This is a genomic window from Streptosporangium album (assembly GCF_014203795.1).
GTDB lineage: Bacteria > Actinomycetota > Actinomycetes > Streptosporangiales > Streptosporangiaceae > Streptosporangium > Streptosporangium album.
This window is the reverse complement of sequence record NZ_JACHJU010000001.1, coordinates 3,432,585-3,458,010: the sequence shown is the minus strand read 5'-3', so window position 1 is coordinate 3,458,010 and position 25,426 is coordinate 3,432,585. Positions and strand designations below refer to the sequence as shown.

23 protein-coding genes are annotated in these 25,426 nt (G+C 70.4%); 12 read left to right on the top strand and 11 right to left on the bottom strand.

Features of this window, described 5'->3' with window-relative positions:
* Position 1: 1 nt before the first annotated feature.
* From FHR32_RS16560 to FHR32_RS16540, 5 genes are all read right to left on the bottom strand, one after another.
* Positions 2-1,459 carry a sugar transferase gene (locus tag FHR32_RS16560; RefSeq protein ID WP_184755128.1) on the bottom strand — a complete coding sequence of 486 codons (1,458 nt, stop codon included), beginning with the start codon at positions 1,457-1,459 and terminating at the stop codon, positions 2-4.
* Between the two features lie 242 nt (positions 1,460-1,701).
* Positions 1,702-2,052 (bottom strand): hypothetical protein, encoded by a 351-nt coding sequence (locus FHR32_RS16555; protein ID WP_184755127.1) that lies wholly within the window; start codon positions 2,050-2,052, stop codon positions 1,702-1,704.
* A gap of 115 nt (positions 2,053-2,167) precedes the next feature.
* A complete protein-coding gene (locus FHR32_RS46700; RefSeq protein WP_184755126.1) occupies positions 2,168-2,791 on the bottom strand; it encodes a GntR family transcriptional regulator in 624 nt (207 codons plus the stop codon).
* Positions 2,788-3,660, bottom strand: coding sequence for a DMT family transporter (locus tag FHR32_RS16545; RefSeq protein WP_184755125.1), 873 nt, complete (start codon positions 3,658-3,660; stop codon positions 2,788-2,790). The genes FHR32_RS46700 and FHR32_RS16545 overlap by 4 nt, the downstream gene beginning before the upstream one ends.
* A gap of 18 nt (positions 3,661-3,678) precedes the next feature.
* Positions 3,679-4,005: a hypothetical protein gene (locus FHR32_RS16540; protein WP_184755124.1), complete on the bottom strand. Its 327-nt coding sequence runs from the start codon at positions 4,003-4,005 to the stop codon at positions 3,679-3,681.
* A gap of 253 nt (positions 4,006-4,258) precedes the next feature.
* On the opposite strand from FHR32_RS16540, the gene FHR32_RS16535 reads away from it, so the two are divergent.
* Together FHR32_RS16535 and FHR32_RS16530 are read left to right on the top strand one after the other, a co-directional pair.
* Entirely contained in the window at positions 4,259-6,247 is a 1,989-nt protein-coding gene (locus tag FHR32_RS16535; RefSeq protein WP_184755123.1) for a sensor histidine kinase, read from the top strand.
* Positions 6,244-6,597 carry a DUF742 domain-containing protein gene (locus FHR32_RS16530; RefSeq protein ID WP_184755122.1) on the top strand — a complete coding sequence of 118 codons (354 nt, stop codon included), beginning with the start codon at positions 6,244-6,246 and terminating at the stop codon, positions 6,595-6,597. Before FHR32_RS16535 ends, FHR32_RS16530 begins: the two co-directional genes overlap by 4 nt.
* 85 nt (positions 6,598-6,682) lie before the next feature.
* Here FHR32_RS16530 and FHR32_RS16525 read toward each other — a convergent pair whose 3' ends face one another.
* Positions 6,683-7,174: a GNAT family N-acetyltransferase gene (locus FHR32_RS16525; RefSeq protein WP_184755121.1), complete on the bottom strand. Its 492-nt coding sequence runs from the start codon at positions 7,172-7,174 to the stop codon at positions 6,683-6,685.
* Positions 7,175-7,291: 117 nt separating this feature from the next.
* Here FHR32_RS16525 and FHR32_RS16520 point away from each other — a divergent pair, with 117 nt between their 5' ends.
* Complete coding sequence (locus FHR32_RS16520; RefSeq protein ID WP_246466173.1) at positions 7,292-7,738, top strand: GNAT family N-acetyltransferase; 447 nt, start codon at positions 7,292-7,294, stop codon at positions 7,736-7,738.
* Positions 7,739-7,762: 24 nt separating this feature from the next.
* Here the strand turns inward: FHR32_RS16520 and lpdA are convergent, their stop codons facing one another.
* Positions 7,763-9,163, bottom strand: a complete 1,401-nt coding sequence (gene lpdA / locus FHR32_RS16515; RefSeq protein WP_184755120.1) for a dihydrolipoyl dehydrogenase — start codon at positions 9,161-9,163, stop codon at positions 7,763-7,765.
* Between the two features lie 201 nt (positions 9,164-9,364).
* Here lpdA and FHR32_RS16510 point away from each other — a divergent pair, with 201 nt between their 5' ends.
* Both FHR32_RS16510 and FHR32_RS16505 read left to right on the top strand, forming a co-directional pair.
* The gene (locus FHR32_RS16510) at positions 9,365-9,919 is read left to right on the top strand and encodes a helix-turn-helix domain-containing protein (protein ID WP_184755119.1); all 555 of its coding nucleotides are present in this window, start codon (positions 9,365-9,367) and stop codon (positions 9,917-9,919) included.
* Positions 9,916-10,770, top strand: coding sequence for an SRPBCC family protein (locus FHR32_RS16505; RefSeq protein WP_221465430.1), 855 nt, complete (start codon positions 9,916-9,918; stop codon positions 10,768-10,770). The genes FHR32_RS16510 and FHR32_RS16505 overlap by 4 nt, the downstream gene beginning before the upstream one ends.
* Positions 10,771-10,820: 50 nt before the next feature.
* Here FHR32_RS16505 and FHR32_RS16500 read toward each other — a convergent pair whose 3' ends face one another.
* On the bottom strand, positions 10,821-12,281 hold the full coding sequence (locus FHR32_RS16500) for an alpha/beta hydrolase family protein (protein ID WP_221465429.1): 1,461 nt from the start codon (positions 12,279-12,281) through the stop codon (positions 10,821-10,823).
* A gap of 78 nt (positions 12,282-12,359) precedes the next feature.
* Between FHR32_RS16500 and FHR32_RS16495 the strand changes: the two genes are divergently transcribed.
* The 3 genes from FHR32_RS16495 to FHR32_RS16485 all read left to right on the top strand — a co-directional run bounded on the left by FHR32_RS16495 (position 12,360) and on the right by FHR32_RS16485 (position 15,484).
* Positions 12,360-12,923 (top strand): ArsR/SmtB family transcription factor, encoded by a 564-nt coding sequence (locus FHR32_RS16495; protein ID WP_184755117.1) that lies wholly within the window; start codon positions 12,360-12,362, stop codon positions 12,921-12,923.
* Between the two features lie 89 nt (positions 12,924-13,012).
* Complete coding sequence (locus FHR32_RS16490; protein ID WP_184755116.1) at positions 13,013-13,171, top strand: hypothetical protein; 159 nt, start codon at positions 13,013-13,015, stop codon at positions 13,169-13,171.
* 174 nt (positions 13,172-13,345) lie between these two features.
* Positions 13,346-15,484: a sensor histidine kinase gene (locus FHR32_RS16485; protein WP_221465428.1), complete on the top strand. Its 2,139-nt coding sequence runs from the start codon at positions 13,346-13,348 to the stop codon at positions 15,482-15,484.
* A gap of 7 nt (positions 15,485-15,491) precedes the next feature.
* Here FHR32_RS16485 and FHR32_RS16480 read toward each other — a convergent pair whose 3' ends face one another.
* Complete coding sequence (locus FHR32_RS16480; protein ID WP_184755114.1) at positions 15,492-16,100, bottom strand: response regulator transcription factor; 609 nt, start codon at positions 16,098-16,100, stop codon at positions 15,492-15,494.
* Between the two features lie 98 nt (positions 16,101-16,198).
* On the opposite strand from FHR32_RS16480, the gene FHR32_RS16475 reads away from it, so the two are divergent.
* Both FHR32_RS16475 and FHR32_RS16470 read left to right on the top strand, forming a co-directional pair.
* Positions 16,199-16,930 carry an ABC transporter ATP-binding protein gene (locus FHR32_RS16475; protein ID WP_184755113.1) on the top strand — a complete coding sequence of 244 codons (732 nt, stop codon included), beginning with the start codon at positions 16,199-16,201 and terminating at the stop codon, positions 16,928-16,930.
* A complete protein-coding gene (locus FHR32_RS16470) occupies positions 16,930-19,338 on the top strand; it encodes an ABC transporter permease (protein WP_184756559.1) in 2,409 nt (802 codons plus the stop codon). The genes FHR32_RS16475 and FHR32_RS16470 overlap by 1 nt, the downstream gene beginning before the upstream one ends.
* A 141-nt stretch (positions 19,339-19,479) precedes the next feature.
* Here the strand turns inward: FHR32_RS16470 and FHR32_RS16465 are convergent, their stop codons facing one another.
* Positions 19,480-19,815, bottom strand: coding sequence for a winged helix-turn-helix transcriptional regulator (locus FHR32_RS16465; RefSeq protein WP_184755112.1), 336 nt, complete (start codon positions 19,813-19,815; stop codon positions 19,480-19,482).
* Positions 19,816-19,974: 159 nt separating this feature from the next.
* On the opposite strand from FHR32_RS16465, the gene FHR32_RS16460 reads away from it, so the two are divergent.
* On the top strand, positions 19,975-20,865 hold the full coding sequence (locus FHR32_RS16460; RefSeq protein ID WP_184755111.1) for an NAD(P)-dependent oxidoreductase: 891 nt from the start codon (positions 19,975-19,977) through the stop codon (positions 20,863-20,865).
* Here FHR32_RS16460 and FHR32_RS16455 read toward each other — a convergent pair.
* Positions 20,840-21,502, bottom strand: coding sequence for an NAD-dependent protein deacetylase of SIR2 family (locus FHR32_RS16455; protein ID WP_184755110.1), 663 nt, complete (start codon positions 21,500-21,502; stop codon positions 20,840-20,842). The genes FHR32_RS16460 and FHR32_RS16455 overlap by 26 nt on opposite strands.
* 431 nt (positions 21,503-21,933) lie before the next feature.
* Here FHR32_RS16455 and FHR32_RS16450 point away from each other — a divergent pair, with 431 nt between their 5' ends.
* A complete protein-coding gene (locus FHR32_RS16450) occupies positions 21,934-25,326 on the top strand; it encodes a WD40 repeat domain-containing serine/threonine protein kinase (RefSeq protein ID WP_246467004.1) in 3,393 nt (1,130 codons plus the stop codon).
* Positions 25,327-25,426: the final 100 nt, after the last annotated feature.

Here is a 25,426-nt window from a genome sequence, read left to right as displayed (position 1 = left end):
GCTAGTAAGCCCCTTCTCCGCCGGTGACGGCGCTCCAGGTTTTCCAGAGGATCTGCAGGTCCAGGAAGAGCGACCAGTTCTCGACGTAGCGCAGGTCGAGGCGGACCGACTCCTCCCAGGTCAGATCGGAGCGGCCGCTCACCTGCCACAGACCGGTCATGCCGGGTCTGACGACCAGACGGCGGCGCACGTCCTCGCCGTACTGCTTGACCTCCTCGGGCAGCGGTGGCCGTGGCCCGACGAGGGACATCTCCCCGTGGAGCACGTTGAGCAGCTGTGGCAGCTCGTCGAGGGAGTACCGGCGGAGGAAGGCGCCCACGCGGGTGATTCTTGGATCGTTCCTCATTTTGAAGAGGACGCCGTCGAACTCGTTGCTCCGCTGAAGGCCGATCTTGAGTCGTTCCGCGTCGTTGACCATGGTGCGGAACTTCACGACCTTGAACTCCCGCCCGCCCTTGCCCACTCTGACCTGCCGGAACAGTGCCGGCCCCGAGCTGGTCAGGCGGATCAGCACGGTGATGACCAGCATGGGCACGGCCAGCGCCAGCAGGGCCAGCCCCGCGCCGACCCTGTCGAACAGGCTCTTGGCGAGGTGTTTGGCACCGTCGAACTCGGGGTGCTCGACGTGGAGCAGCGGCATTCCCGCCACCGGCCGGATGCTGATGCGCGGACCGGCCACGTCCATGAGCGCGGGCGCGACGAACAGGTCGGTGCGGGCGTCCTCCAGCCCCCAGGCGATCCGGCGCAGCGCGGCGCCGTCCAGCTCGGGGCAGGCCAGGACGGCGACGGTGTCGGCGCCGACCTCGGTCACCACGTCGGCGACATCGGCGAAGCCGCCGAGCACCGGGACTCCGTCGACGTCGACGAGCTCGGGCCCCGCCGGCAGGCATGCCGCGACCACCGTCATGCCGTGGTGCGGCTGCCGCCGGAGCTGCATCACCAGATCCAGCACCGACTCCCGGTGCCCGACGGCGACCACCTGGCGCATGTACTCGCCGGAGGACCGGCGCCGGTGCAGCCGCTTGCGCATCCGGTATCGGAAGATGACCGTGAGAATGAGGGCCAGCGGGAACATCGCCATCACGAAACTACGAGCGATGGTGGTCTGTGTGGCGTATGCCCCGATCGCGACAGCGGCCGTCAGACCGACCCCTCCGTCGAAAACCGCCCGGAACTCCTCCGTCCCCTCTCCGTGGGCGCGCTTGCGATAAGCGCCTCCCACCGCCAGCGAGAACGGCCACGCCAGGGCGAGACCGAGCCCCAGCAACGCCTCCGTTCCCGGAATGTAGGCACCGAACCAGAGCCGGACTCCCAGGACCGACTCACAGGCGATCACCGCACACGCGAGGTCTCCTGCCAGCAGGATCCGCGCATAGGAACGTGTCCAGATGCTCGGAGCGGTGCGTACCGATCTGTTGTTGAGGAGCGCGATAGCGGGCCCCTCTGTCCCCACCCTCATACCACCCCACCCAGGCGCCCCAGCGTTAACAGGTAATGGGACGCTCAACGCGTTTCAATGGTTGACAGCTTTCGCTAATGCATCAGGAGCGTGGATACCCATGAAAATCCTAGTGATCAAGATTGATGACGGGAATAGCGGCTTCCTGTCCACTACTGGCCTAAGTGGGGCAGACACACCATCTTGACGGAACGGTCCAAATATGTAGGTTTGCCCGCCCGTATTAACTGGACAAGGAGGGATTAGTCGTATTCGAAATTCGGCAGAGCAGAGGGAGGCTCGGGGCTGCGCCAGACGACGACGTAGTCGCCGCAGGCGGCACCCACGACCTCTCCCAGCCTGTCGAGGTCGAAGTCCGGAAGGTAGCGGAGGCGGGCGAGGAAGGCGGTGTCCGTGGCCGACTCGGGCACCACGCACCCCTGACCGTCACGATCGAGAAGTACGTACAGAATGTCCGAGTCCGGGTCACCTCCTACGCGCACCTCGACGACGTCCTCCCACGCGAGGGCGTCGACGCTGCCGTCCGCGTAGTGGCGGGCCACGCCCTCTTCGGTGACATACACGTAGGAGTCCGGCACTGAATTGCCGTGCATGGCCGCGATTGTGACCACTTGAGGGCCTCGGGTGCAAGAGAAGCGTGCAAGTTCGACGACCAATATGACCGGGGTCGGCCGGGAATCCGCACGGCCCCCCGGCCCACGGGGACCGTCAGCCTGTGCCCCAGCCGTGGTCCAGATGGGCGGCGACGGCCCGCCTCGCGGTCTCGACCGGCCCCTGGCCGATCGCGTCGAGCAGGTCCCGGTGCTCGGCGACCAGCACCTCCCTGTCGGTGTAGACGGTCCGCAGCCGCACCAGGCCGAGGCGGGTCTCGGCGGCCAGCGTGGCGTAGAGCCGCTCCAGGCGGGGGCTGCCGACCGCGACGATCAACGCCTGGTGCAGCGCCATGTGCTCGGCGACCGCGTCGGACCAGGGGGCGTCAGCCGGCAGCGCGGCCATCCGCGCCAGCACCCCGTCGGCCTCCTCGACCCGCCGTCCGGCCAGGGTGGTGGCCATGAGGTCCTCCAGCGGGCGCCGTACGAACATGAGGTCGTCCAGATCGGCCGGGGTCACCTCGGCCACCTGGGCGCTGCGGTGCCGTTCGCGCCTGAGCAGGCCCTCGTTCACGAGGACGGCCAGCGCCTCTCGCACGGTCGGCCGGGCCACGCCGTACTGGGCGGAGAGCTCCTGTTCCGGCAGCGAGGTGCCCGGGGCCATCTCGCCGGAGAGCACCCGGCGGCGCAGGGCGTCGGCGAGGGCGTTGACGGCGGAGAGCGGGCGGAGCGGAGTGGTCACGCCGATGACTCTATTGCCGCGGCCGCGGCCCGGCGGCTCCGGCGGCGTTCGGGGAGGGCCACCACGGCCAGGCTCGCGCCCAGCAGCGCCAGTCCCGCGACCGAGGTGGGCGTGAGCCGTTCGCCGAGCACCACGACACCGAGTAGCGCGGCCACCGCGGGCTCGGCCAGGGCGAGGGTGGCGGCGGTCGCGACGGGGGTGGTGCGCAGGCCCCTGCCGTAGAGGATGTAGGCCAGCGCGGTGGTGGCGCAGCCGAGGTAGAGGGCGGTGAGCAGGCCGCGCGGACCGGCGAGCCAGGCGGTGCCCGTCCACAGCAGGACGGGGAGCATCACGATCCCGGCCCCGCCGAACATCGCGCCCATCACCGCGTCGGAGGGAGCCCCCGCGCCGATCATCCGGGCCGCCGTCACCGCGTAGAACGCGTAGAGCAGGCCGCCGAGCAGCGCGAGCAGGATCCCGTCCAGCCGTGCCTCACCTCCCCCGCCGATCAGCGCGGCGCAGCCCGTGATCGCCACCGCGGTCGCCCCGGCCCAGCGCCGGGTGGGGGGCACCCGGTCGAGCAGCCAGGAGAGCAGGCCGGTGAAGACGGGACCGCTGCCGATGGCGACCACGGTGCCGACGGCCACCCCGGTCCGGCCGACCGAGGCGAAGAAGCAGAGCTGGTAGGCGGCCACGGCCACCGCGGCCGGCAGGAGCAGGCCCTTGCGCGGCAGGGACCTGATGGCCGGCCCGGTGGCGACCGCGATCACCAGGCCGCCGATCACCAGACGGGCGGCGGCCAGGGAGACGGGATCGACACCGGCGACGAGCAGTCCGGCGGTGCCGGCGGTGCCCCAGAGCACGGCGGCTGCGACGACGGCGAGCTTCATCGTTTGATTGTCTGACAACTAGACAATATCGTCAACCGCTCGCACGGGCCCCCTCCGCGAGGCCCTCTCCTCCCCTCTTCTCGTGAGGGACCGGACCGTCGCCACACAGTGGGCGCAGAACGCTCCGTCCCTGCCCTCGGCGCAGGTGCAGCGCCAGTGCATCACCCCGTCGACGGCCCGGAGCTCCACGTGCGCGGCGCCGTCGTCCACCTCCGCCGTGACCAGCGACGGGCTGAACCTGACCAGTTGCACGGCGCCCGACCGCTCCAGTTCGTCGCCACGGGTCACCGCCGCCCGCGCCGCACGGCCCATTTCCGGCCCGACCAGTTCCGCGATCGTCCCCATGGGCGCCTTCCCTCCTGGCGGGTGCCCCCCACGAGGAAGACGTGCCCGGAGAGACGGCGGTTGGTGGTTACTCAAAAGCTATAAATCGTTTCTTGATATGAATCGCTCACATCTCTGGTCGCGGATGTCCCAGGTTGCTAGGGTTTCGCCACTGTTAACGCACATATCCGTAGTGCGAGGTACGATGGCGGGCCGCAGACACGCGATCAGGGTCAAAATCTTCACCCTCCTATTGGTGCCAATTGTCTCCCTTGTGGCAATTTGGGCATTTGCGGCATCCCTTACCTTTCAGGGCGGCAAGGAACTGCTCCGGGCCCGCGATGGTTACGAGCACGGCATCGTCCCCACCCGGGCGCTGACCACCGCGCTCCAGCACGAACGGCTGCTGTCCCTGTCCGTCCTGGGCGACCCCACCGCCTCGCGCGCCGAACTCGGCGCCCAGCGGGTCCGGACGAACACCGCGCGAGCGGAGCTGGAGCGGAAGGCCTCCCTGCTCCAGGGCGGCACGACCCCGGCCGTGTGGAACCGCCTGCACCAGTTGATGAGCGCAACGGAACGGCTGGCCGAGGTGCGGAACGGGGTGGACGCCCGCACCGCCGACCGGATACAGACCCTCGACGGCTACGCCACGATGATCGAGTCGGCCTTCAAGGTCTACGACAAGATCCCGACGTATTCGGACAGCAGCCAGACCGACCAGACCCGCGCCGTCGTCCTGGTGGGGCGCAGCCGGGAGATGCTCAGCCAGCAGGCCGCACTGATCGCCGGTGCCGTGGCCGAGGGCAGCATGAGCATCGAGGAACGTACCAGGTTCGGTGAGCTCGTCACCGGCCGCAGGCTGCTCTACTCCATGGGGTTCGACCTGTTCGACGAGGAGTTCCAGAGGCTCTACCGGAGTCTGCAGGGCTCCGCCGCCTACGCCTCGTTCGAGCGGATCGAAGACGCCGTCGCCACCGCGGACAGGCCGAACCCCTCCTGGGCGACGGTCGCGGCGAAGCTCTCCGACACCTTCGACACGTTCGGCGGAGACGTCAGCAAGGGCATCACCGAACGGTCCGAGACGCTCGCCACCGGCATCCTGGTCCGGATCGGCGTCGCCGGCGGGCTCGGCCTGCTCGCGGTCGCGGTGTCCATCTTCATCTCGGTGCGGTTCGGCCGCCGGATGAGCGCCGAGCTCGTCGGCCTGGAGCAGGTAGCCCTCCACCTGGCGAACGAACGGCTGCCGGACGTCGTCGAGCGGCTCCACCGGGGCGAGGACGTCTGCTCCGAGGCCGAGGAGCTGAACTACGGCACCATCACCGAGATCGTGAACGTCGGCAGGGCGTTCACCTCCGTCCAGCGGACCGCCGTCGAGGCGGCCGCCGGCCAGGCCCAGATGCGCAAGAGCGTCAACAAGGTCTTCGTGAACCTGGCCAGGCGCAGCCAGTCGCTCCTGCACCGCCAGCTCACCATGCTCGAGGCGATGGAACAGCGGGCCAGCGACCCGGAGACCCTCGACGACCTGTTCGGCCTCGACCACCTGACCACCCGCATGCGACGCCACTCCGAGGGACTGATCATCCTGTCCGGCGCGGTCCCCGGGCGGGGCTGGCGGACACCCGTCACGATCTACGACGTGGTCCGCGCCGCCGTCGAGGAGGTGGAGGACTACCAGCGCGTGACGGTGAACGTGCCCCGGGGCCCCTGCCTGGCCGGCACGGTCGTGACCGACGTCATCCACCTCGTGGCCGAGCTGGTGGAGAACGCCGCCGTGTTCTCGCCCCCGCACACGATGGTGAACGTCCACGGCGAGATGGTGGCCAGGGGCTACGTCATCGAGGTGGAGGACCGTGGACTCGGCATCACCTCGACCGAGATGGCCCGGCTCAACGAGCTGCTGGCCGGCCCCCCGCAGTTCGACCTGGCGGGCAGTGACCGGCTCGGCCTGTTCGTCGTGACGCAGCTCGCCGCCCGGCACGACATCCGCGTGTCGCTGCGCCCCTCCCCCTTCGGCGGCACCACGGCGATCGTCCTCCTGCCGGGCGAGCTGGTGGTCCAGGCACCCGAGCCGCAGGTCACCCACTCGGCCGAGGTCGAGTGGATCGCCACCGGCAGCGGGCTTCCCAAGCGTGTACGGCAGGCCGTGCCCGAGCGGCGGGCCGTACCGGCCGAGGCGCCGCAGCCGGCCCCGGTCACGGGCAGCGTGATGACGTCGTTCCGCGACGGATGGCGCCGTGCGGAACAGGAGGGCGGGACGCGATGACCGAACGCTGGCTCGACCAGGACGCCGGCCCCATCGTCCGCCCCTATACGCTCACCCGCGGCCGGACCCGGACCGCGGGAGCTCCGTTCGACCTGATCGCCCTCGTGGGGACGGTCAGAACCCCGCCCCACGACCTGCCGCCCGAACACTTAGCGATCATGAATGCCTGCCGCATGCCGGTCTCGGTCGCCGAGCTGGCATCGGAGACCGGCATGCCGGTCGGCGTGCTCCGCGTTCTCCTCGGCGACCTGCGGGAGTCTGGAATGATCACTGTGCGGATCCCCGCCGTCGTCGCCCTCCCCCAGGAGAGCGTGCTCCGCGATGTGCTCGCGGGGCTCAAGGCACTCTGACCCCCCTTCCGTGCCCGCCCGGCGGGCCAGAGGCGCTCTGACCGGCCCGCACCCCCTCCACCGCCTCCGCGTTCCGCCCGGCGGATCAGTCGGTGGCCAGGCGGGCGTGCCGCTCCACGTCGTATCGCTCGCCCTCGTAGCTCAGCTTGGCCCGCTCGACCCCCTCGGTCAGGAAGCCGGCCCTGGTCGCCACCGCGCAGGAGGCCGGATTGTTGAGCCGGTGCCCCAGCTCGAGACGGAACAGCCCCCGCTCCCGGAACGCCCAGTCCGTCAGCAGCCGTACTGCGGCCACGGCCACTCCACGCCCTCTGGCGTGCGGTGACGTCCAGTAGGACACCCAGCCGGTGTCGTGCGCGTCGATGTTGCTCACCGCGACGTTCCCCACGACCTGACCGTCCACCACCACGGCGAAGGCCTGGGCGTCCTCCCGGAACCCCCACACCCCCATCCACTCCAGCGCCGCCCTCTGCGTGTCGATCCGCCGCGCCGCCTGCTGCGCCATGTCCGGAGAGCTGAACGCGTCGAGCAGGATCGGCGCGTCATCGGGTCGCCAGCCCCGGAGTTCCACCTCGATCATGCCGTGCAGGCTAGTGCGCCGGCACGAGGTCCGGGAAGGCCGGCGTCTCCGCCCAGGGGGCACCCGTCCTGCCGAAAAACTTGTGAGAGCGCTCCCACGAAAGGCATGACTGCCTCCATGACCACTGTCCGGCCGTACCGTCCCGACGACCGCGCCGCGCTCTACGACATCTGCGTGCGGACCGCGCACGACGGCGGCGACTCCCGGCACATCTACCCCGACCTGGCCGCCTACCCGGCGCATCTGCACATCGACCTGCTCCCGGACCACCGGCGCAGGGGCCACGGCCGTGCGCTGATGAACGCCTTCCTCGACGCGCTGCACCACAAGGGGGTATCGGCCGTACATCTCGGCATGGTCACCGTCAACACCCCGGCCAGGGCCTTCTACGACCGTCTCGGCTTCCACGAGATCCAGGTGGCCGATCCCGGCCCGCTCACCTACCTCGGCCGGGGAACGGACCGTGATCTGGCGCGCCGGCATCGCTGGTGCGCGATCGTGGAGGATCAACTCGCCGACGAGGCGGACCGGCGGACCCCGGCCAGGCGGAACACGGATCCCTGACCCGTGCCCGCCGGCCGGACCGGGTCACATGTTGATCATGTGACCCGCCAGGCCGTGGATCGCCTCCTTGACCGCCTCACCCAGCGTGGGGTGGGCGTGCACGTTACGCGCCACCTCATGGACCGTCAGGTCCCACTGCTGGGCCAACGTCAGCTCGGGCAGCAGCTCGGTGACCTCGGGTCCGATCAGATGGGCGCCGATCAGCTCTCCGTGCTCACCGTCACTGAGGATCTTGACGAACCCCGTGACGTCGCCCAGGCCGTGGGCCTTGCCGTTGGCGGTGAACGGGAACTTGGCCACCTTCACGTCATAGCCCAGCTCGCGGGCCTGCGCCTCGGTGAAGCCGAAGCTCGCGATCTGGGGCTGGCAGTACGTCGCCCGCGGGATCATCACATAGTCGAGCTCCATCGTCTCCGCGCCCGCGATGGTCTCCGCGGCGATGATCCCCATGGACTCGGCCGCGTGCGCGAGCATCAGCTTGGCGGTCACGTCGCCGATGGCGAAGATGTGCGGCACGTTCGTACGGCCCCGGCCGTCGATGTCGATGGCGCCGCGGCCGGTCAGGGCCACCCCGGTGCGCTCCAGGCCGTAGCCCTCCACGCGGGGCTGGAAGCCGATCGCCTGCATGACCTTGTCGGCCTCGAGGACCTGTTGCCCTCCATCGCGGGAGACCGTCACCCGCACCCGCTCGCCGGAGTCGTCGATGGACTCCACACGGGTCGAGGTCAGCACCTCGATGCCGAGCCGCTTGTAGCGCCGCGCCAGCTCGGCCGAGACCTCCTCGTCCTCCAGGGGGACGATGCGGTCGAGGAACTCCACGATCGTCACCTTGACGCCGTAGTTGTGCAGCACGTAGGCGAACTCGACCCCGATCGCGCCCGCCCCCGCGATGACGATGCTGTCGGGGAGCTTCTCGCTCAGGATCTGCTCCTCGTACGTCACGACCCGCTCGGTCAGCGACGTCCCCGGCAGCAGCTTCGTGGTCGCGCCCGCCGCGATGATGCAGTGGTCGAACGTCACCGTCTCCGTGCCGCCGTCCCGGCCGGCCACCTGGAGCGTGTTGGCGTCGGTGAAGGTGCCCCGGCCGTCGTACTCGGTGATGCCGTTCTTCTTCATCAGGTAGTGCACGCCCTTGACGCGCCCGTCGGCGACCTTGCGGCTGCGCTTGAAGGCCTCGCCGTAGTCGAAGGTGACCTGGCCCTCGACGCGGATGCCGTACGTCTTGGCCTCGTGCGTGAACAGGTGGGCGAGTTCGGCATTGCGCAACAGCGCTTTTGAGGGGATACATCCCACATTGAGGCAGACGCCACCCCAGTAACGTTCCTCAACGATCGCGGTGCTGAGTCCCAGCTGCGCGGCTCGGATGGCGGCCACGTAGCCGCCCGGGCCCGCACCGAGGACGACGACGTCATAGTGAGTGCTCATGTTCGGACCATAATGAATGACGGATCGGAGACCTAACCGGGGGTGGCCACCACTCCCCGGTCCCGGAGAGACGCCCGGCCGTCCTCCCCCGCGCCGGGAGGCCCGGCCTTCACCCGGTGGGCGTACCGGCGGCGGCCGATCCCCGAGGGAGAGCGCGCCCTATTGACAAAACTATGTTGAATATAAAAAATTGATTTTGCGATGAGAGACGTCCTGTACCTAGAAGAGATCGAGCAGGCGGAAGCCCTGCTCAAGCCCCAGCGCATCGAGGTGCTGCGACAGCTCGCCGAACCCCGGTCGTGCACCGAGGTGGCGGCCCTGCTCGGCCAGACCTCCCAGCGGGTCTACTACCACGTGAAACGCCTGGTGGACGCGGGGCTGGTGGACCAGGTGTCGGAGCGCAAGGTACGGGGGATCCACGAGGGCGTCTACCAGGCGAGTGCCCGCGCCTACTGGATGTCGCCCCGCCTCGTCGGCCGGCTCGGCCTGCGCAAGGCGCAGGACGAGATGAGCCTCGGTTACCTGCTCGACCTCATGGAGGAGGTCCAGGCCGACATCGCCGCGCTCGACCGGACAGCGCCCGAACTGCCCTCGGTGGGCGTGTCCGGCGAGATCCACGTGTCACCGGAGCGCCGCCAGGAGTTCCTCAGCGAGCTCCAGTCCGTGCTGCAGGACCTTTTCACCCGCTACGGCGGTGCGGAGGGCGACGCCTTCAAACTCGCCGTGGCCTGCTACCCCAAGGGAGAGAACCGTTGAAGCTTCACGCCCGCATGGCCGCACCGATCAAGGCCGTCCACCACGCCCTGACCGACGCCGGATCATTGCGGACCTGGCTGGCCGAGCACGCCGAGGTCGACCTGCCGCACCGCTACGCGTTCTGGGGCCGCGACGTGCCCGAGGGAGACGCGCCGCACCAGCGCCCGCTGCACGTCGACGACCGGACGCTGCGCTTCTCGTGGCTGCTGGACGGCGAGGACACCGCGGTGGAGATCCGGCTTGAGGAGGAGGGCCCGGACTCGACCGTCCTGACGCTGTCGCAGTCCCACTTCGACTACCAGGAGATGATCACCGGTAGCAGCGTCCGCGGCGTGCTGGAGACGTACTGGTCGCTGGCGATCGCCAATCTGGCCGACCATCTTGAGGGCCGCGAGCTCACCCCCAGGCCCGACTTCACCTCACCGGACCTGAAGAGCGAGTTCGTCATCGACGCCTCGTCCGAGGCGGTGTTCGACTCACTCGTCGACTCGGAGAAGGTCAGCCTGTGGTTCAACTCCCCCATCGGGATCGAACCGCACGTCGGCGGGCGCTACGCCGTGGGCGGCCTCGACGCGGGACCCGCCGCGAAGATCATCGACCTGGACCCCGGCCGCGCGCTGGCCGTCGACTGGGGCCCCTCCGGCGTCACCACCTGGGAGCTGGAGGAGTCCGGCGGCAGGACCCGGCTCACCTTCGTGCAGAGCGGGTTCGACACCGGCCGGCCGCCCTACGCGGCGTGGATGGGCTGGCTCAGCGGCCTCGCCGAGCTGCGCCGCTTTCACGAGCTGGACGGCTGGCGCCCGATCTGGCTCGACGCCGAGGCACCGGACGAGGTCGCGGCGGCCGAGTGACCGAGGGCGCCGCCGCCGGGTGAGATCCTCGCCTTCCGGGCCCCACCTGTTCAGGGAAGCAGCAGGCCCCAGTAGAGAGCCCAGGGGACGAAGACCGCCCCGCCGGCGAGCAGGAGGCCGAGCCGTACCCGCTCACCCGGTGACACCGGGCCGCGGGTACGGCGCCAGGCCAGTGCGGTGAGAGCGGTGGCGACCACGGTGGCCACCGCGAGGGCCTGTAGCGCCAGCCAGATCAGCGGGCGACCGGCCAGCACGGGGCCGGGAGCGGCCAGCTTGCCTCCGGTCATCAGCAGGTAGAAGAGGTAGGACAGCGACCCGAGGACCACCGCGATCCCTCCGGCGCTGAGCAGCCGCGCGGCCCCGGTCACCGGGGGCCGCGAGCCGCCGCGGAGGCGCCGCGCCAGCGCGACCGCCGGATAGGCGGCGAACGCGACCAGGAACAACAGCACCATCACGAGCTGGAGGAACGCCGACTCCCACCAGGCCGGGGGATCCATCGGCACGGTCGGCGCGTCCTGCACGGGGGCGGGGCCGGAGGTCTGGGCCGTGGGGAGCCTGCCCGCCGTGACGTCTCCGACCCAGGTGCCGACCAGGTCGGCGTAGCCGGGGGCAAGCTCGGGAAGCCGGGTGACGCCTCCGTCGGGGGTCCGGTGGGCGGCGTGGTCGGCGTCGGGGAAGAAGTGGAACGTGTAGTGCCTGTTGCCGCCCTTCTCCAGTGCCCCGGCGAACGCCGGCGGGCTCTCCTCGGGTGGGGTCAGCAGGTCGTGGGTGCCCCAGATGCCGAGCACCGGCTGACGTACCGCGGCGATGGTCGGTCCGGGATCGTAGTAGGGCTCGGGGAACATGCCGCCGTCGGCGATCGTCCGGTACATGGCGGGCACGGCCCGGTCGACGAGCGGGCCCGACGCCCCCGCCTTGCGCAGCCCGGCGGCCACGGCCCAGGTCTGCTGCCGCAGCGGCGGCAGACCGTTGGCGCCGACGAGCACGACGAAGGCGATGTCCTTCGAGCGGGCCGCCGCGATCGGGGCCACCCAGCCGCCCTCGCTGAGCCCCCAGATGCCGACCTTCGCCGGGTCGACGCCCGGCTGGGAATGGAGCGCGGCCACGGCGCCGAGCGCGTCGTCGGCGAGCTGCGTGTAGGACCGCTGGAACAGCGAGTAGCCCTCTGACCGCTTGTCGTAGACCAGGACGGCCAAGCCCCGGCGGGCGAACTCGACGGCCTCGCCCATCAGCTTCGTGCGGGGCGTGCCCGTGCCCGCGCCGTGCACCAGGACCATGCCCGGCCGGGCGGATCTCCCCTGTGCGGGGGAGAGGACCGTGCCGTGCAGGGTGAGGCCTCCGCTGCCGCGGAAGCTCACCTCCGTCGCACGCAGATCGGAGGGTACGGCGGGCGGGGGCGTGGCTGCCGCGGCCACGTCGGAGGGTACGGCGGGCGGGGGCGTGGCTGCCGCGGCCGCGGGGGCGGCGAGCAGGCAGAGGGCGACGGCCAGTGCCGGGAGGATTCGTCTCACATGCCGAAAGTAGTCTGCAGAGACTTCTCGGCATAGAGTTGTCTGCAGATATCGTTCTGCAGGACTAGGCTGTTCATCATGAAGGATGACGAGCCGTTCCTGCTCGACGACCCCGCGAGGCTCAAGGCGTTGACCCATCCCATGCGGCGGCTCATGCTGCGCCACCTGAGCATGCACGGCCCCGCGACCTCGACGACGCTCGGCGAGCTGCTCGGCGCCAAGACCGGCACGACGAGCTACCATCTGCGCCAGCTCGAGAAGTACGGCTTCGTCGAGGAGATCCCCGAGCGCTCGGTGGGCAGGGAGCGCTGGTGGCGCAGGGCCGGGGCGACCAGGGACATCCGGCTGCCCCGGCCCGATCAGCTCGCCCCAGAGGATCGGCCCGTGCTGGCCGCGTTCCACCAGTTCGCCATGGACGAGGATCGTGAGCTGTTCGAACGGCTCCCCTCGGTCTACGAGCGCGATCCCGAATGGGTCAAGGCCTCGCGCGGTCTGGGCCGGATGACCAAGGCGGAGTTCGAGGAGTTCTTCGAGGCCTACATGGACCTGCTGAGGAAGCACAGCCCGCGTGCCGAGGACGCGCCCCCCGGCGCGCGCCCCATGTACGTCCGGCTCTTCGCCTTCCCCGCCGACGAGGACTGACCGGAGGTCCGACGGGGGACCCGGGGCCCGCCGGTGGAGATCACGACGGGCCGGTCCTCCCCCCTACGGCCGGGGACGTCGGGATCCCGGTGCCGGGCGAGCAGGTGGCGGGCCTGTCTCCAGACCTCCCCGGCTTCGCGGCGCAGCCGGAGACCGTCCCCACCCACGTCCGCGCCCACCTCGGCATCGACGCGCCGAACCGGCACTTCGGCAACGGCGCCACCGTCACCTGGTACGGCAGAGCGTGATGCCCGGACGGCTCTCGCGCCGTACCGGCCGGACCCGGCCCGGGACCGTCTCACGGCGAACTGCTGACATACCTGGACGACATCGTGGGCTTCTAGACTTTCCCTGATCCTGACGGGGGGATGGATTTGTCGCGTTTCCCGATACCTCGCCGCGCGCGGGGGATCGTCGCCGTGGTGTTCGCCGCTTTCATGGCCGTCTACCTGCTGGCCATGCCGCTCGGCTCCGTGATGGGCGTGCCGGTACTCGGGCTGCAGCTCGTCTGGGTGGTGCCCTCCCTCAGACGGTTCAGGGGGATGCCGCTGCTCGCCGTACAGGCCTGCGCCGGTTACGCGGCGGTGCTCTGCTATGACACCTCCGTCGGCATCCTCGGCTTCCTGGCCGGCTCGCTGCTGCTCAGCCGCCTGTGGACGCTGGCGCCGGTGGTGGCGGTCAGTGCGGCGGTGATCGATTCTGTGCGCCAGGGCGACGTGTTCGACACCGCGAACGTCACGATCAGCATGGTCCTGAGCTCGCTCGTGATCTACGGCCTGACCCGCCTGACCGAACGCGTCGACGAGGTGCACACCACCCGGCTGGCGCTGGCGATGGCCGCCGTCGCGGAGGAGCGGCTACGGATCGCCGCCGAGCTGAACGACGGCCTCGGCCATGGACTGACCGTGATCGCCCAGGGCACAGAGCTTGCCCTCGCCGAGCCGCCGCGCACCGCCGAGGTGATCGGCGAGGTCGTCATCACGGCCCGCGCCGCCCTGGCCGACGCCCGCACCGCCTCGGCGGGGTATCGCGCGATGTCGCTGGCCCCCGAGATCACGACCGCCCGCGCGATGCTGTCGAGTGCGGGGGTCGTGGCAGAGGTGCGCGTCGGCCACACCGAGCCACTGGGTCTCGCGGGCGCGCTGCTGGCCACCGTGCTGCGGGAGTCGGTGACGGAGATCGTACGGCGAGGCACGGCCAGGACCTGCGTGATCGAGACGGAGGAGGCGGACGGCCGGATGAGCCTGCGCGTCACGGACGACGGCGCACGCACGGCCGCCGACGACGGCCTGGGCGGCCTCCCCCGCCAGGTGTCCGACGCCGGCGGCGTCCTCACCACCGGCCTCACTCCCGGCGGCCATCGTACGGTCACCGTCACCCTTCCCGTCCCCCCGGAGACACGGCCCGCGCCCGTTCCGCCACCGGACGGGCAGGTCGGCGCGTGGGGGTGGCCGACGCTCCTCCACGGCGACCAGGCCGCCTACACCGTCTCCGTCGCCGTGCTGGCCTCCGTCGTCATGGGGTTCAGCGTCAAGGCCCTCCTGTATGTGCCGGGAAACGTCGTGCCGGCGGTCGTCTGTCTCGCGGTCATCGTCGTCATGCAGCTGCGGTCGGTCAACGGCCGTCGCATGTGGGCGCTGACGCTGATGACCCTCCTCACCTACCTGCCGGTTCTCGCGTTCGGCCGGGCGTGGCTCGGAATCGCGGGTTTTCTCGCGGGCCCGATCCTTCTCGCCTTCCCCGCGCCGATCGCCTGGCCGCTCGTCGCCTGCGTGATGACAAGCGTCGCCGTGATCGGCTCCGTCCTCGGTCTGCCCCTTCCCGACACGGTCAATTTCACGGTGAGCACGCTGGTCACCGGGCTGGTCGTCTACGGCCTCGTCCGCCTGGCCCAGCTCGTCAAGGAGCTCCAGAACGCCAGGGAGGAGCTGGCCCGCTCGGCCGTGCTGGAGGAACGGCTGCGCGCGGCCCGGGACCTGCACGACCTGCTCGGCCACAGCCTCGCCGCGATCCTGCTCAAATGCGAACTGGCCCGCCGCCTCGATCCGGAACGCGCCCGCGCCGAACTCCTCGACGTCCTCGCCATGACCGCGCAGGCCGAGGCCGACCTGCGGGCCGTCTCCGGCGAGCACCGCGACCTCTCCCTCACCGCCGAAGCCGGGTCCGCCCGCTCGGTGCTCACCGCCGCGGGGATCGAGGTCTCCCTGGGCCTGGCCCACGGCGCGCTTCCCGCCGAGGTCGAGACCGCGCTGAGCGCCGTACTCAGGGAGGCTGTGACCAACGTCCTGCGGCACAGCGCCGCCCGCCGCTGCGTCATCGAGACGCTGCCGGAGTCGGGCGGTGTACGGCTGCGCGTACGCAACGACGGCGTGCGCTCGCCGGAGGGGCGCCGGGGCTCGTCCGGCATCGGCAACCTCACCACGCGGCTGACGTCCCTCGGCGGACTGATGAGCGCCGGGGCGGAGGACGGCTGGTTCGAGCTCGACGCCCACGTCCCGCGAGGGGGCCTCGGCGGACCGGGCACACCGGCCCGCCGATCCGGCGCCGAGGCCGTCCGGTGACCGGCCTCTAGATCCAGCCCGCTTCGGCGGCGATCCGCACCGCGTCCGTCCGGTTGCGGGCGTTGAGCTTGGCGACCACGGCGGTGAGGTAGTTGCGCACCGTCCCGGCCGTCACGAACAGCCGGCCCGCGATCTCGGCCGCGTCCGCCCCCTCGGCCGCGAGGCGCAACACCTCGATCTCGCGGGCCGTCAGCGGGTTGTCCGCCAGATCCCAGGCGGTGACCGCCAGCGACGGGTCCAGAACGCGCTCGCCCCCGGCCACCTTGCGGATCGCCGCGATCAGGTCGTCGGGCGGCGCGGTCTTCAGCAGGAATCCGTCCACTCCGGCGGTGAGCGCGCGACGCAGGTGACCCGGCTTGCCGTACCCGGTCAGCATGAGCGTGCGGCAGGTGGGCAGGCGTGCGCGGAGCTCGGCCGCGGCGGCGAGCCCGTCGAGCGTGCCGGGCATGTCGATGTCGAGCACCGCCACGTCCGGGTGCTCGGCCAGCGCGGCGGACACCACGGCGTCGCCGGACTCCACGGCGGCCACGATCTCCAGGTCCGCTTCGAGACCGAGCAACGCGACGAGGGCGCCCCTGATGATGTGCTGGTCTTCAGCCAGAAGCACGCGGATCACGGTGACATGTCTACCAGTGTCCGAATCATGATGACGTCATACCCGACGGGTGATCACGTCTCTGGTCGACGACTCCGCAGGTCAGCAGACTCGAAGACATGACAGACGTGGTGCGCTTGGACGCGGTGAGCAAGGTGTACGGGAAGGGCCAGGGCGCGGTGGCGGCCCTGCGCGAGGTGACGGTCGGCATACCCCGGGGGAGCTTCACCGCCGTGATGGGCCCCTCGGGCTCGGGGAAGAGCACCTTCCTGCACTGCGCGGCAGGGCTGGACGTGCCTTCGGCGGGCTCGGTGCAGCTCGGCGGCACCGCGCTGAACGGCATGAACGAGACTCAGCTGACGGAGTTGCGCAGGCAGCGGATCGGGTTCGTGTTCCAGGCGTTCAACCTGGTGTCGTCGCTGACGGTCGTCGAGAACATCACGCTGCCCCTGCGGCTGGCGGGCGCCGGCGTGGACCGGGCGTGGCTGGCGGAGATCGTGTCCAGGGTCGGCCTGGAAGGACGCGCCGGGCACCGCCCGGCTCAGCTCTCCGGTGGCCAGCAGCAGCGCGTGGCGATCGCCAGGGCCCTGGTGACCAGACCCGAGGTGGTGTTCGGCGACGAGCCGACCGGCGCGCTCGACACGATGACCGCCCGCGACGTGCTGACCCTGCTGCGCGAGGTGGTGGACGGGATGGGCCAGACGGTCGTGATGGTGACACACGACCCGGTGGCCGCCTCCTACGCCGACACCGTCCTGTATCTGGCCGACGGCCGGATCGTGGACTCGATGACCGCACCGACCTCGGAGAAGGTCGCCGAGCGGATGACCAGGCTTGGAGCGTGGGTGTGATGATCTGGCTCGCCCTGAAGACGTTGCGGCACCGCAAGGCCGGGTTCGCGGGCGCGTTCCTCGCCCTGCTCTGCGCCGCCGCCCTGGTGTGCGCCTGCGGCATGCTGCTGGAGACCGGGCTGCGCGGAACCGTGGCCCCCGAGCGCTACGCGGGCGCCCCCGTGATCGTCGCGGGTGACCAGTCCGTCCGCCAGACCGTCCGCACGTCGGCGGAGAAGATCAAGTCGAAGGCCAAACCGCTGTCGGAACGCGCCTGGATCAGCACGTCCGTCGCCGAGAGGCTCCGGCGGACGCCCGGGGTGGAGAAGGTCGTCACCGAGGTGACCTTCCCCGCCTACACGGAGGACGGCGAACTCACCGGCCACGGCTGGGAGTCGGCCGCGCTCACCCCCTACACGCTGGTCGAGGGGCGTGCGCCCCGGGCCGACGACGAGGTCGTGGCCGAGACGGGCAGCGGGCTGAAGCCGGGAGCACGGCTCACGGTCCGGTCCACGGCCGCCCCGCGCCGCTACCAGGTGGTCGGGGTGACCGACAAGACGCTGGGCAGCCTGTTCTTCTCGACACGGGAGGCCCGGCGGCTGGCCGGCAGGCCCGGGATGGTCAGCGCCATCGGGGTCTTCCCCCAGGTGGACATCTCGGTCGAGGGCGCGGTCGCCTACCGCGGCGACGCGCGCGGCACGATCGAGTTCCTCGACGCGGAGAAGTCACGGGTGAAGCTGATCAGCCTCGGCGGCGCCCTGGGCGGCACGTCGCTGCTCGTCGCCATCCTCGTCGTGGTGGGGACGTTCGCCCTGTCCATCCAGCAGCGCCAGCGCGAGCTCGCCCTGCTGCGGGCCGTCGCGGCGACGCCCCGGCAGATCCGCAACCTGCTCGGCGGCGAGGCTCTCATGGTCAGCCTGGCAGCCGGAGTCATCGGCTCGGCCGTGGGCATCGGCCTGGGCTTCTGGCTGCGCTCCCGCTTCGTCGCTCTGGGCGCGATGCCGGAGAACCTCGCGCTGGTCGTCAGCCCCTTCCCGATCTTCGCGGCCCTGCTGGCCACCGTGGTGGCGGCCTGGGCGGCGGCGCGCGTCTCGGCCCGCCGTACGGCACGCATCCGGCCGGTGGAGGCACTCGGCGACGCGGCGCTGCCGGCCGCGCGCCTGCCATGGGGGCGGTTGGCCGCGGGGCTGGTCTTCACCGGCGGCGGCGTCACGTTGACCCTCGTGCTGTCGGCGCTGTCGACGGAGGCCGCGTCCAGCCCGGTCACCATGCTGACCGCGCTGGTGTGGACGGTCGCCGTGGCCCTGCTCGGCCCGATCGTCGCGCGGATGGCGATCGCGGTGCTGAGCGTGCCGCTGCGTGTTTCGCGGGTGGGCGGCTACCTGGCCGCCGCGAACCTGCGTGCCGGAGTGCAGCGGCTCGCCTCCGTCATCACCCCGCTCAGCCTGATGGTGGCGATGACCTGCACGATCCTGTTCGTGCAGACCACGATGGGGTACGCCGCCGGACAGCAGGCGACCGCGGGTAGCAGGGCCGACTACGTGCTCGGGCCGCGCGTCTCCGGTGTCACCGCCGCCGACGTGCGGAAGGTGCCCGGCGTGGCGGCGGTGACCGAGGTGCTGCGCACCTCCGTCAGGATCGGGCTTGAGAAGTACGGCGCGCAGGCCGTCACCCCGGAAGGACTCGACCGCACCCTCGATCTGGGGGTCACCTCGGGCTCGTTCCGGGACTTCGGCGGGCAGTCGATCGCGGTCAGCGACACGGTGGCCGCCCGGCTGAACGTCTCGGTGGGCGGTCGGATGAACCTCACGCTCGGCGACGGCACTCCCGCCGCGGTCAAGGTGGCCGCGGTCTACACCAGGGGACTCGGGTTCGGCGAGCTCACCCTCCCCCACGACCTGGTCGCCGGGCACGTGGACGACCCGCTCGGCACCCTGCTCGTCTCCGCCCCCTCCGTGCCGCGCGAGACCATCGGACGGGCCGCCCCCGGCGTCGCGGTGCTCGACCAGACGCAGGCCGCCGAGGTGAGCACGTCCAACGCCGAGGTGAACTACGTGGCGATGGGCCTGATCATCGCGTTCACCGCGATCGCCGTGGTCAACACACTGGCCATGTCCACCTCGGACCGCTCCCGTGAGTTCGCCCTGCTCCGCCTCGTCGGCACCACCCGGCGCCAGATCCTGCGGATGCTGCGGCTGGAGACCCTGACCGCCGTGCTGATCGCCGTGGTCCTCGGCACGGTGATCTCCCTGGTGACGCTGTCGGCGTTCAGCCTCGGCATGACGGGGTCCGCCCGGCCGTACGTCCCGCCGCTCACCTACCTCGCGGTGATCGCCGCAGCTGGCGCACTCGCCCTCGCGGCGACCGTCCTGCCGGCCCGTTTCGCCCTCAGGGACCAGCCCGCTGAGGTCGTCGGCGCCCGTGAATGACAGGAGAACAGGAGCCGATTCTGTCGACGGGAGCGGCCTTCACCGTGTGCGCGGCCTACGCCGCACTACCGCTGGGACTCGCCCTGCCCCTGACCCGGCGTCCTCGCTGAGCAGTGGCCCGGGGCATCGCTCGACGGACCCTCAGTCGCGGGGAATGGCCTCGATGGTCTGCATGTGCGTCTCCCCCCACAGGCCGAGAGGGATGAGCGCGGTGTTGAGCGAGTGGCCGAACTCGGTCAGCGAATACTCCACCTTCGGTGGGACCTGGTGGTAGACCTCGCGGTGCACCAGGCCGTAGACCTCCATCTCCCGGAGCATCTGGATGAGCATCTTCTCGCTGATGCCCGACACCGACCGTCGCAGCTCTCCGAACCGGAGCGCCCTGTCGTGGAGTGCCCACAGGATCATCGCCTTCCACTTGCCGCCCACGACGTCGACGGCCGCGTCGAGCCCGCACAAGTAGGTCCGCTTCTTCATCCCGCCTCCACGCTTACAAAAAGGTAAGTACCTGACAAAATAGTAGGTACTTGAGGGAAATTCAGCAGAGCGCCAGTATCGAAACGTCCCAGCCGGGCCTCTCCAGCGGGGCCTCCGGCGGGACGTTCACATGTCGACACCGAATGCACGGGGGAAGAAATGACTGCCGACGACCGCTCGCCGGTGACAGTCCTCGGCCTGGGCCCGATGGGCCAGGCACTGGCAGGCGCGTTCCTCCGGAACGGCCACCCCACGACCGTCTGGAACCGTACGGCCACCAAGGCCGAGCCGCTTGTCGCCCAGGGCGCGACCCGGGCGGACACCGTCGCCGACGCGGTCGCCGCGAGCCCGCTGGTGATCACCTGCGTGATCGACTACGACGCCGTGCACGCGATCACCGAACCCGTGGCCGGCGCCCTGAAAGGCCGGACCCTGGTCAACCTCACCGCCGACACCCCCGAACGCGCGCGCCGGACGGCCGCGTGGGCGGCCGGACACGGCATCGACTACCTCGACGGTGCCATCATGACCCCGACGCCGACCATCGGAGGGCCGGCGGCCGTCGTCCTCTACAGCGGACCGGAGGGGACCTACCAGGCACATCGACCGGCGCTGGCGAGCCTGGGCGGGACCGCCGCCCATCTGGGCGCGGACCCCGGGCGGGCGGCGGCGCACGACGTGGCGCTGCTCGACCTCTTCTGGACGTCCATGAGCGGTGTCGCCCACGCCTTCGCCCTCGCCTCAGCGGAGAACATCGCGGCCACCGACCTCGCCCCGTTCGCCAAGGGGATCGGCGCCCTGCTGCCCGGCATCATCGACGCGTTCGCCCAGAACATCGATGACAAGGATCACCCCGGTGACGCGTCCACCATCCTGTCGGCCGTGGCGGGGATGGAGCACATCATCCACGCATCGCAGGCCGCCGGCATCGACACCGGCGTGCTGAGCGCCGCCACGGCCGTCGCGCGACGGGCGATCGACGCCGGCCACGGCACCGACGGCTTCTCACGCCTGACCGAGGTGCTCAGGACACCGGCGCCGGCAGCGTGACCGGTCGGCACGACGCCGATTGAACCCGTGGATCCGAGCGTGAGTCGACGAGCCTCAGATCGGCCAGTCGACCTCTTGGCGGACAGCGGAGAGCAGCGGGGTGCGGACTGCCGAACATCCCTTTGAGCTGGGCGATACGTTCTTCCGTCAACGCATTGTTCTCGTCGTGAACGATTGAAACGGGTTTTCTTCCCTCACCCCAGTGGACGACGGCCTGGACGATGGCCGGGATCAGAGGGTCCAGCGCCGGAAACGTCTCCTGGCCGTCGAGAGGCTGTGCCCGAAAAGATTCCGCGCGGGACCTGGCCTGGCTGATCATCTCCATGATCTCGCCAACCGGGCCTCGCGCACCGGCACGTTGCAGAACATCGACCACACGGAAGAACGACCCGAGGAGCCACTCAAGAACCGGACGATTCTTCTCACGGAGCAGATGATTCGCTTTGTATTCGACCGCCGGAGACCGAATTCTGTCCCGTATTTCCCGGACGCACTCCGCTGCCGATTCGGCACTCAGCCGCACGCCGGCATGTGCGAAAACATCGGTATTCCCACCGATGAGCTTCTCACCCTCCGAACCGGACTCGTCGCAGGCGATCTCAAGGAGTTGGCCGGTCGATGAGAACTCTGCCCGCACAGGTCCTTTACGATTACCCGCCACTGCCTGTCCCCTCGGGGATGGACTGCCGTGAAACGCATGGGAGGATCCGCCTCCCGGGGCAGGCCACAGGGCTCCGCACGTGGGAGCCCTGCAGCCTGCCGCACCGCCAGCTGGACGGCTCCCATGAGCGCCATGCCCGAGATCGACATGGCAGCGATCTTGATGAATGTCTTCGTTATTACCCCTCACCCCGTCAGCGGGTCAGAAGCTACCGCACGGAACGCGGAAGATCCAGAGGGATGATCTACCGCCGGGAGCGCGCACCTCGCGCGACTTCCGGTCGCCGCCGAAGGCGGTGGAGATGACCTCTTCGGAGGCGGCGGGCTGGGCGCCGCGGCCCTCGGGGACGGGGGCGGCAATTCCCTCGGAACTTTACGGCGATTTAGGACATCCAATCTCCCGTGGACATGCTGACAGCGGGGGATCCGCAGCATCTGGGCGGTTACTGGTTGTCCAGAAGACTGGGCGTGGGAGGTCAGGGTGTGGTCTACGAGGCCTATGCCGAGGACGGCGTCCGGGTGGCCATCAAGGTCCTGCACGGTGGCCAGGCGGGGCAGCTGGCCAGGGAGGCCACGGCCGCGCAGCGGGTCGCCTCGTTCTGCACCGCGCGGGTGATCGCCGCCGAGTTGGAAGGGCCGCAACCCTACATCGTCAGCGAGTACGTGCCGGGACCGAACCTGCGCAAGGCGGTCGACGAGGGACGCCGGTTCGTCGGCGGCGACCTGCATCGGCTGGCCACCGCGGTGGCCACGGCGCTGACCGCGATCCACGAGGCCGGCGTGGTCCACCGGGACCTCAAGCCGGACAACGTTCTGCTGGGTCCCGACGGTCCCCGGGTCATCGATTTCGGCATCGCCAGGACCGCGGAGATGTCGCTGACCGCGACGGGGCTGGTGACCGGGACCCCTACCTACATGGCGCCGGAGGTGTTCACCGGGCAGCGGGCGGGCACGCCCGCCGACGTGTTCGCGTGGGGCGGCATCATGCTCTACGCGGCTACGGGCACCGATCCGTTCGAGGCCGAGAGCCTGGGCGGGGTGATGCATCGGGTGCTGTCCGCCAGCCCCGACCTCGGGGTGCTGCCGGAGGCGTTGCGCCCGCTGGTGGCTGCGGCACTCAGTAAGGAGCCGCAGGAGCGGCCCACCGCGCGGCAACTACTGATCGCGCTGGTCAGCGGTGGCATCGGGCTCGACACCGGGCGGCTGCTGGCCCAGGGCAACCGTGCGGCGGCAGACGTGGCCGTACTCGATGTCGACCCCGCGCTCGGCACGCTGGCGGAGGAGTCCTACGCGCTGCTCGGCCCGGCCGAGCGCGAGCTGGCGGCCGAGTTCTTCCTGCGGCTGGTCACCGTGAGCGAGCGCGGCGAGCTTTCGGTACGGCGTGCGGATCTGGCCGAACTGATGGAGGGCAGGCCGCTGCCCGAGGCGGCGGCGATCACGCGGATCTTGAAGGTGTTCGGCTACCTGCTGAGCAGGGACGGCGAGCAGATCTGGCTGGCGCGTCCTGCCCTGCCGCATGCCTGGCCCCGCCTGCGGCGCTGGATCGACGCCAACCGCGATGGCCTTGCCGCACACCGCCAGATCCTGACCGCCGCGAAGCTGTGGGTGGCGTCCGGACGCAGGGACGGGGACCTGTTCCATGGCAGCAGCCTGGAGAACGGCCTGCAGTGGGCGGCCACCGCCCGCAAGAACATCACCCTGTCCCCGGCCGAGCGCGACTTCCTGGAGTCCTCGGCGCGGCTGAGCAGGCGCAGGGCCAAGCGCGCCAGGCTGGCTTCGCTGAGCCTGGCAGGCTTGCTGGTCATCGCACTGGCCGCGGGTGGCCTGGCGGTCTATCAGGGCGGGGTCGCCGATTCCCGGGCCGAGCAACTGTCGGCTCAGCTGAGCAGGTCGGAGTCGGTACGGCTGGCCACGCTGGCGGACACGACCAGGCACACCGACCCGCGGCTGGCCATGCTGTTCAGCGTGGCCGCCTGGCGGCTGAGCGGCACACCGCAGGCCAGGGCGGCGCTGACCGCCTCGCTCGCCCAGCGCGAGCGGGCGATGTTCAGGGATCCGGCCAAAACGAGTGACACCCTGAGGGCGTTCGGCCGGGACGGGCGCACGCTGGTCAGTATCGACAAGCACCAGGCACGGCTGTGGGACGTGCGCACCGGCAGGCGGACCGCCCTGATCTCCGGGCTGGGGCTTGACGGCAGGCAGGTGGTGGACGTCGGCCTGTCCCCCTCGGGCCGTACGCTCATCGCGGCGACCGCCAAACGTGCGGGGGCCTGGGACACCCGCACGGGGAAGGTCATCAGAACCTGGACGTTCCGCCGGACGGCCGATCAGGTCAACGGCTGGGTCGAGGCCGTCATGGAGAACGAGGGCCGACGGGTGATCGTCAAGCCCGGGAACAGCCAGTGGGATGTGATCACCGCTGAGAACCCGGCCGCCCGGACAGGCACCTTGAGTCCCGACGGTGCGTGGCTGGCGCGGCGCGGCTACGGGACGCTGAGGCTGACCCGCATCAAGGGCGGCTGGGCGGCGGAGATCGGCGAGAAGGACGAGGACGGGATAGAGGAGACCTGGAACCACGGCGATCCGGTCTTCAACGCGGACGGGCGGCTGCTGGCGACGGCGGCACGCGAGAGCATCCAGTTCTGGCGGCTGCCCGACGCCCAGTTGGTCAGCGAGGTCGCAGTCCGGGGTGACGGGGACATCGGCGTCATGCCCGTGGGCGCCTTCGACGGCTCGGCGTTCCGGTATCTCATGGGAGATCAGGTCTTCTCCGTCGACGTCGCCGACTTGATGACCGAGACGGAGTCAGGGTCGGTGAACGCGGCCGCGTTCAGCCGGGACGGGCGCCACCTGGTGGTGGAGGAGGAGGATCCGGAGGGCGTCACGACGTTGCACGCGGCCCCGAGCGGAAAGCCGATCGGCCCCCTGCCCGCTGCCGGGAGCATCGACTTCAGCGGGGACGGGCGGCGGATGGCCCTCCTGTCCCGGGGCAGGATCAAGGTCCTGGACACGGCCACCAGGAAGGTCGTGGCCGAGTTCGCCGTCGGCAAAGACGACCTGAAAGCCCAGACCGTGCACTTCGGTCCCGACGGGACCAGACTCGCGCTCACCCTGGACACCCCCCTCAACGGACGTTCCCCGCGCAGGCACGCCGTGGAGCTCTGGGACTGGCAGGCCCGTCGCAGGCTGTGGCAGGCGCCCACGGGCATGGAGCAGGACCTGGCGTTCTCCCCCGACGGCCGGCGACTGGCCGTCGTCGGCCCCGAGCATCGGCTTCTCGACACCACCAGCGGGAAGGCGATCGGCGAACCCTTCGGCGCCGGCGGCAAGGACACCTACGGCAGCAGGGTGTACTTCACCCACTCAGGCAAGGCCGTCGTCGTGTTCGACTCGCGCGGACGCGTGACTCTGTGGGACCCCGCTACCCTGCGCATGATCGGCACTCCCATCCGAGACACCTTCGCCGGGGTCGCCGCCTACTCACCCACCGAGGATCTCGTCGCGGTCAACGAGGGAGACGGCCGCGTGCGGTTGTTCGATCCGCTCACGGGAAACGATCTCGGCCTGTCCGCCGACACCGGCGGCGGCCTGGACCCCGAGACCGGCGAGCTGCTGTCGGTTTCCTTCACCCCCGACGGGACCGATGTCCTGACCGTGGACAGGAACGGGACGGTCAGACGCTTCCCCGCTGCGGCATGGGCCGTCGTCAACGCCGTCTGCGCACGGGCCGGACGGTCGCTGACCCCGCAGGAGTGGAAGACCTACGTTCCCTCGCTGCCGTACCGGAAAGTCTGCGGATGATCCCGGCTTCATGCGCACTGGAGGGTGTCTGAAAAGCCGGCGCTCGCATCGCTGTTCAGCCGGTGCTCACGCACAGGACGCCGGCCGCCGTGCACTGCCA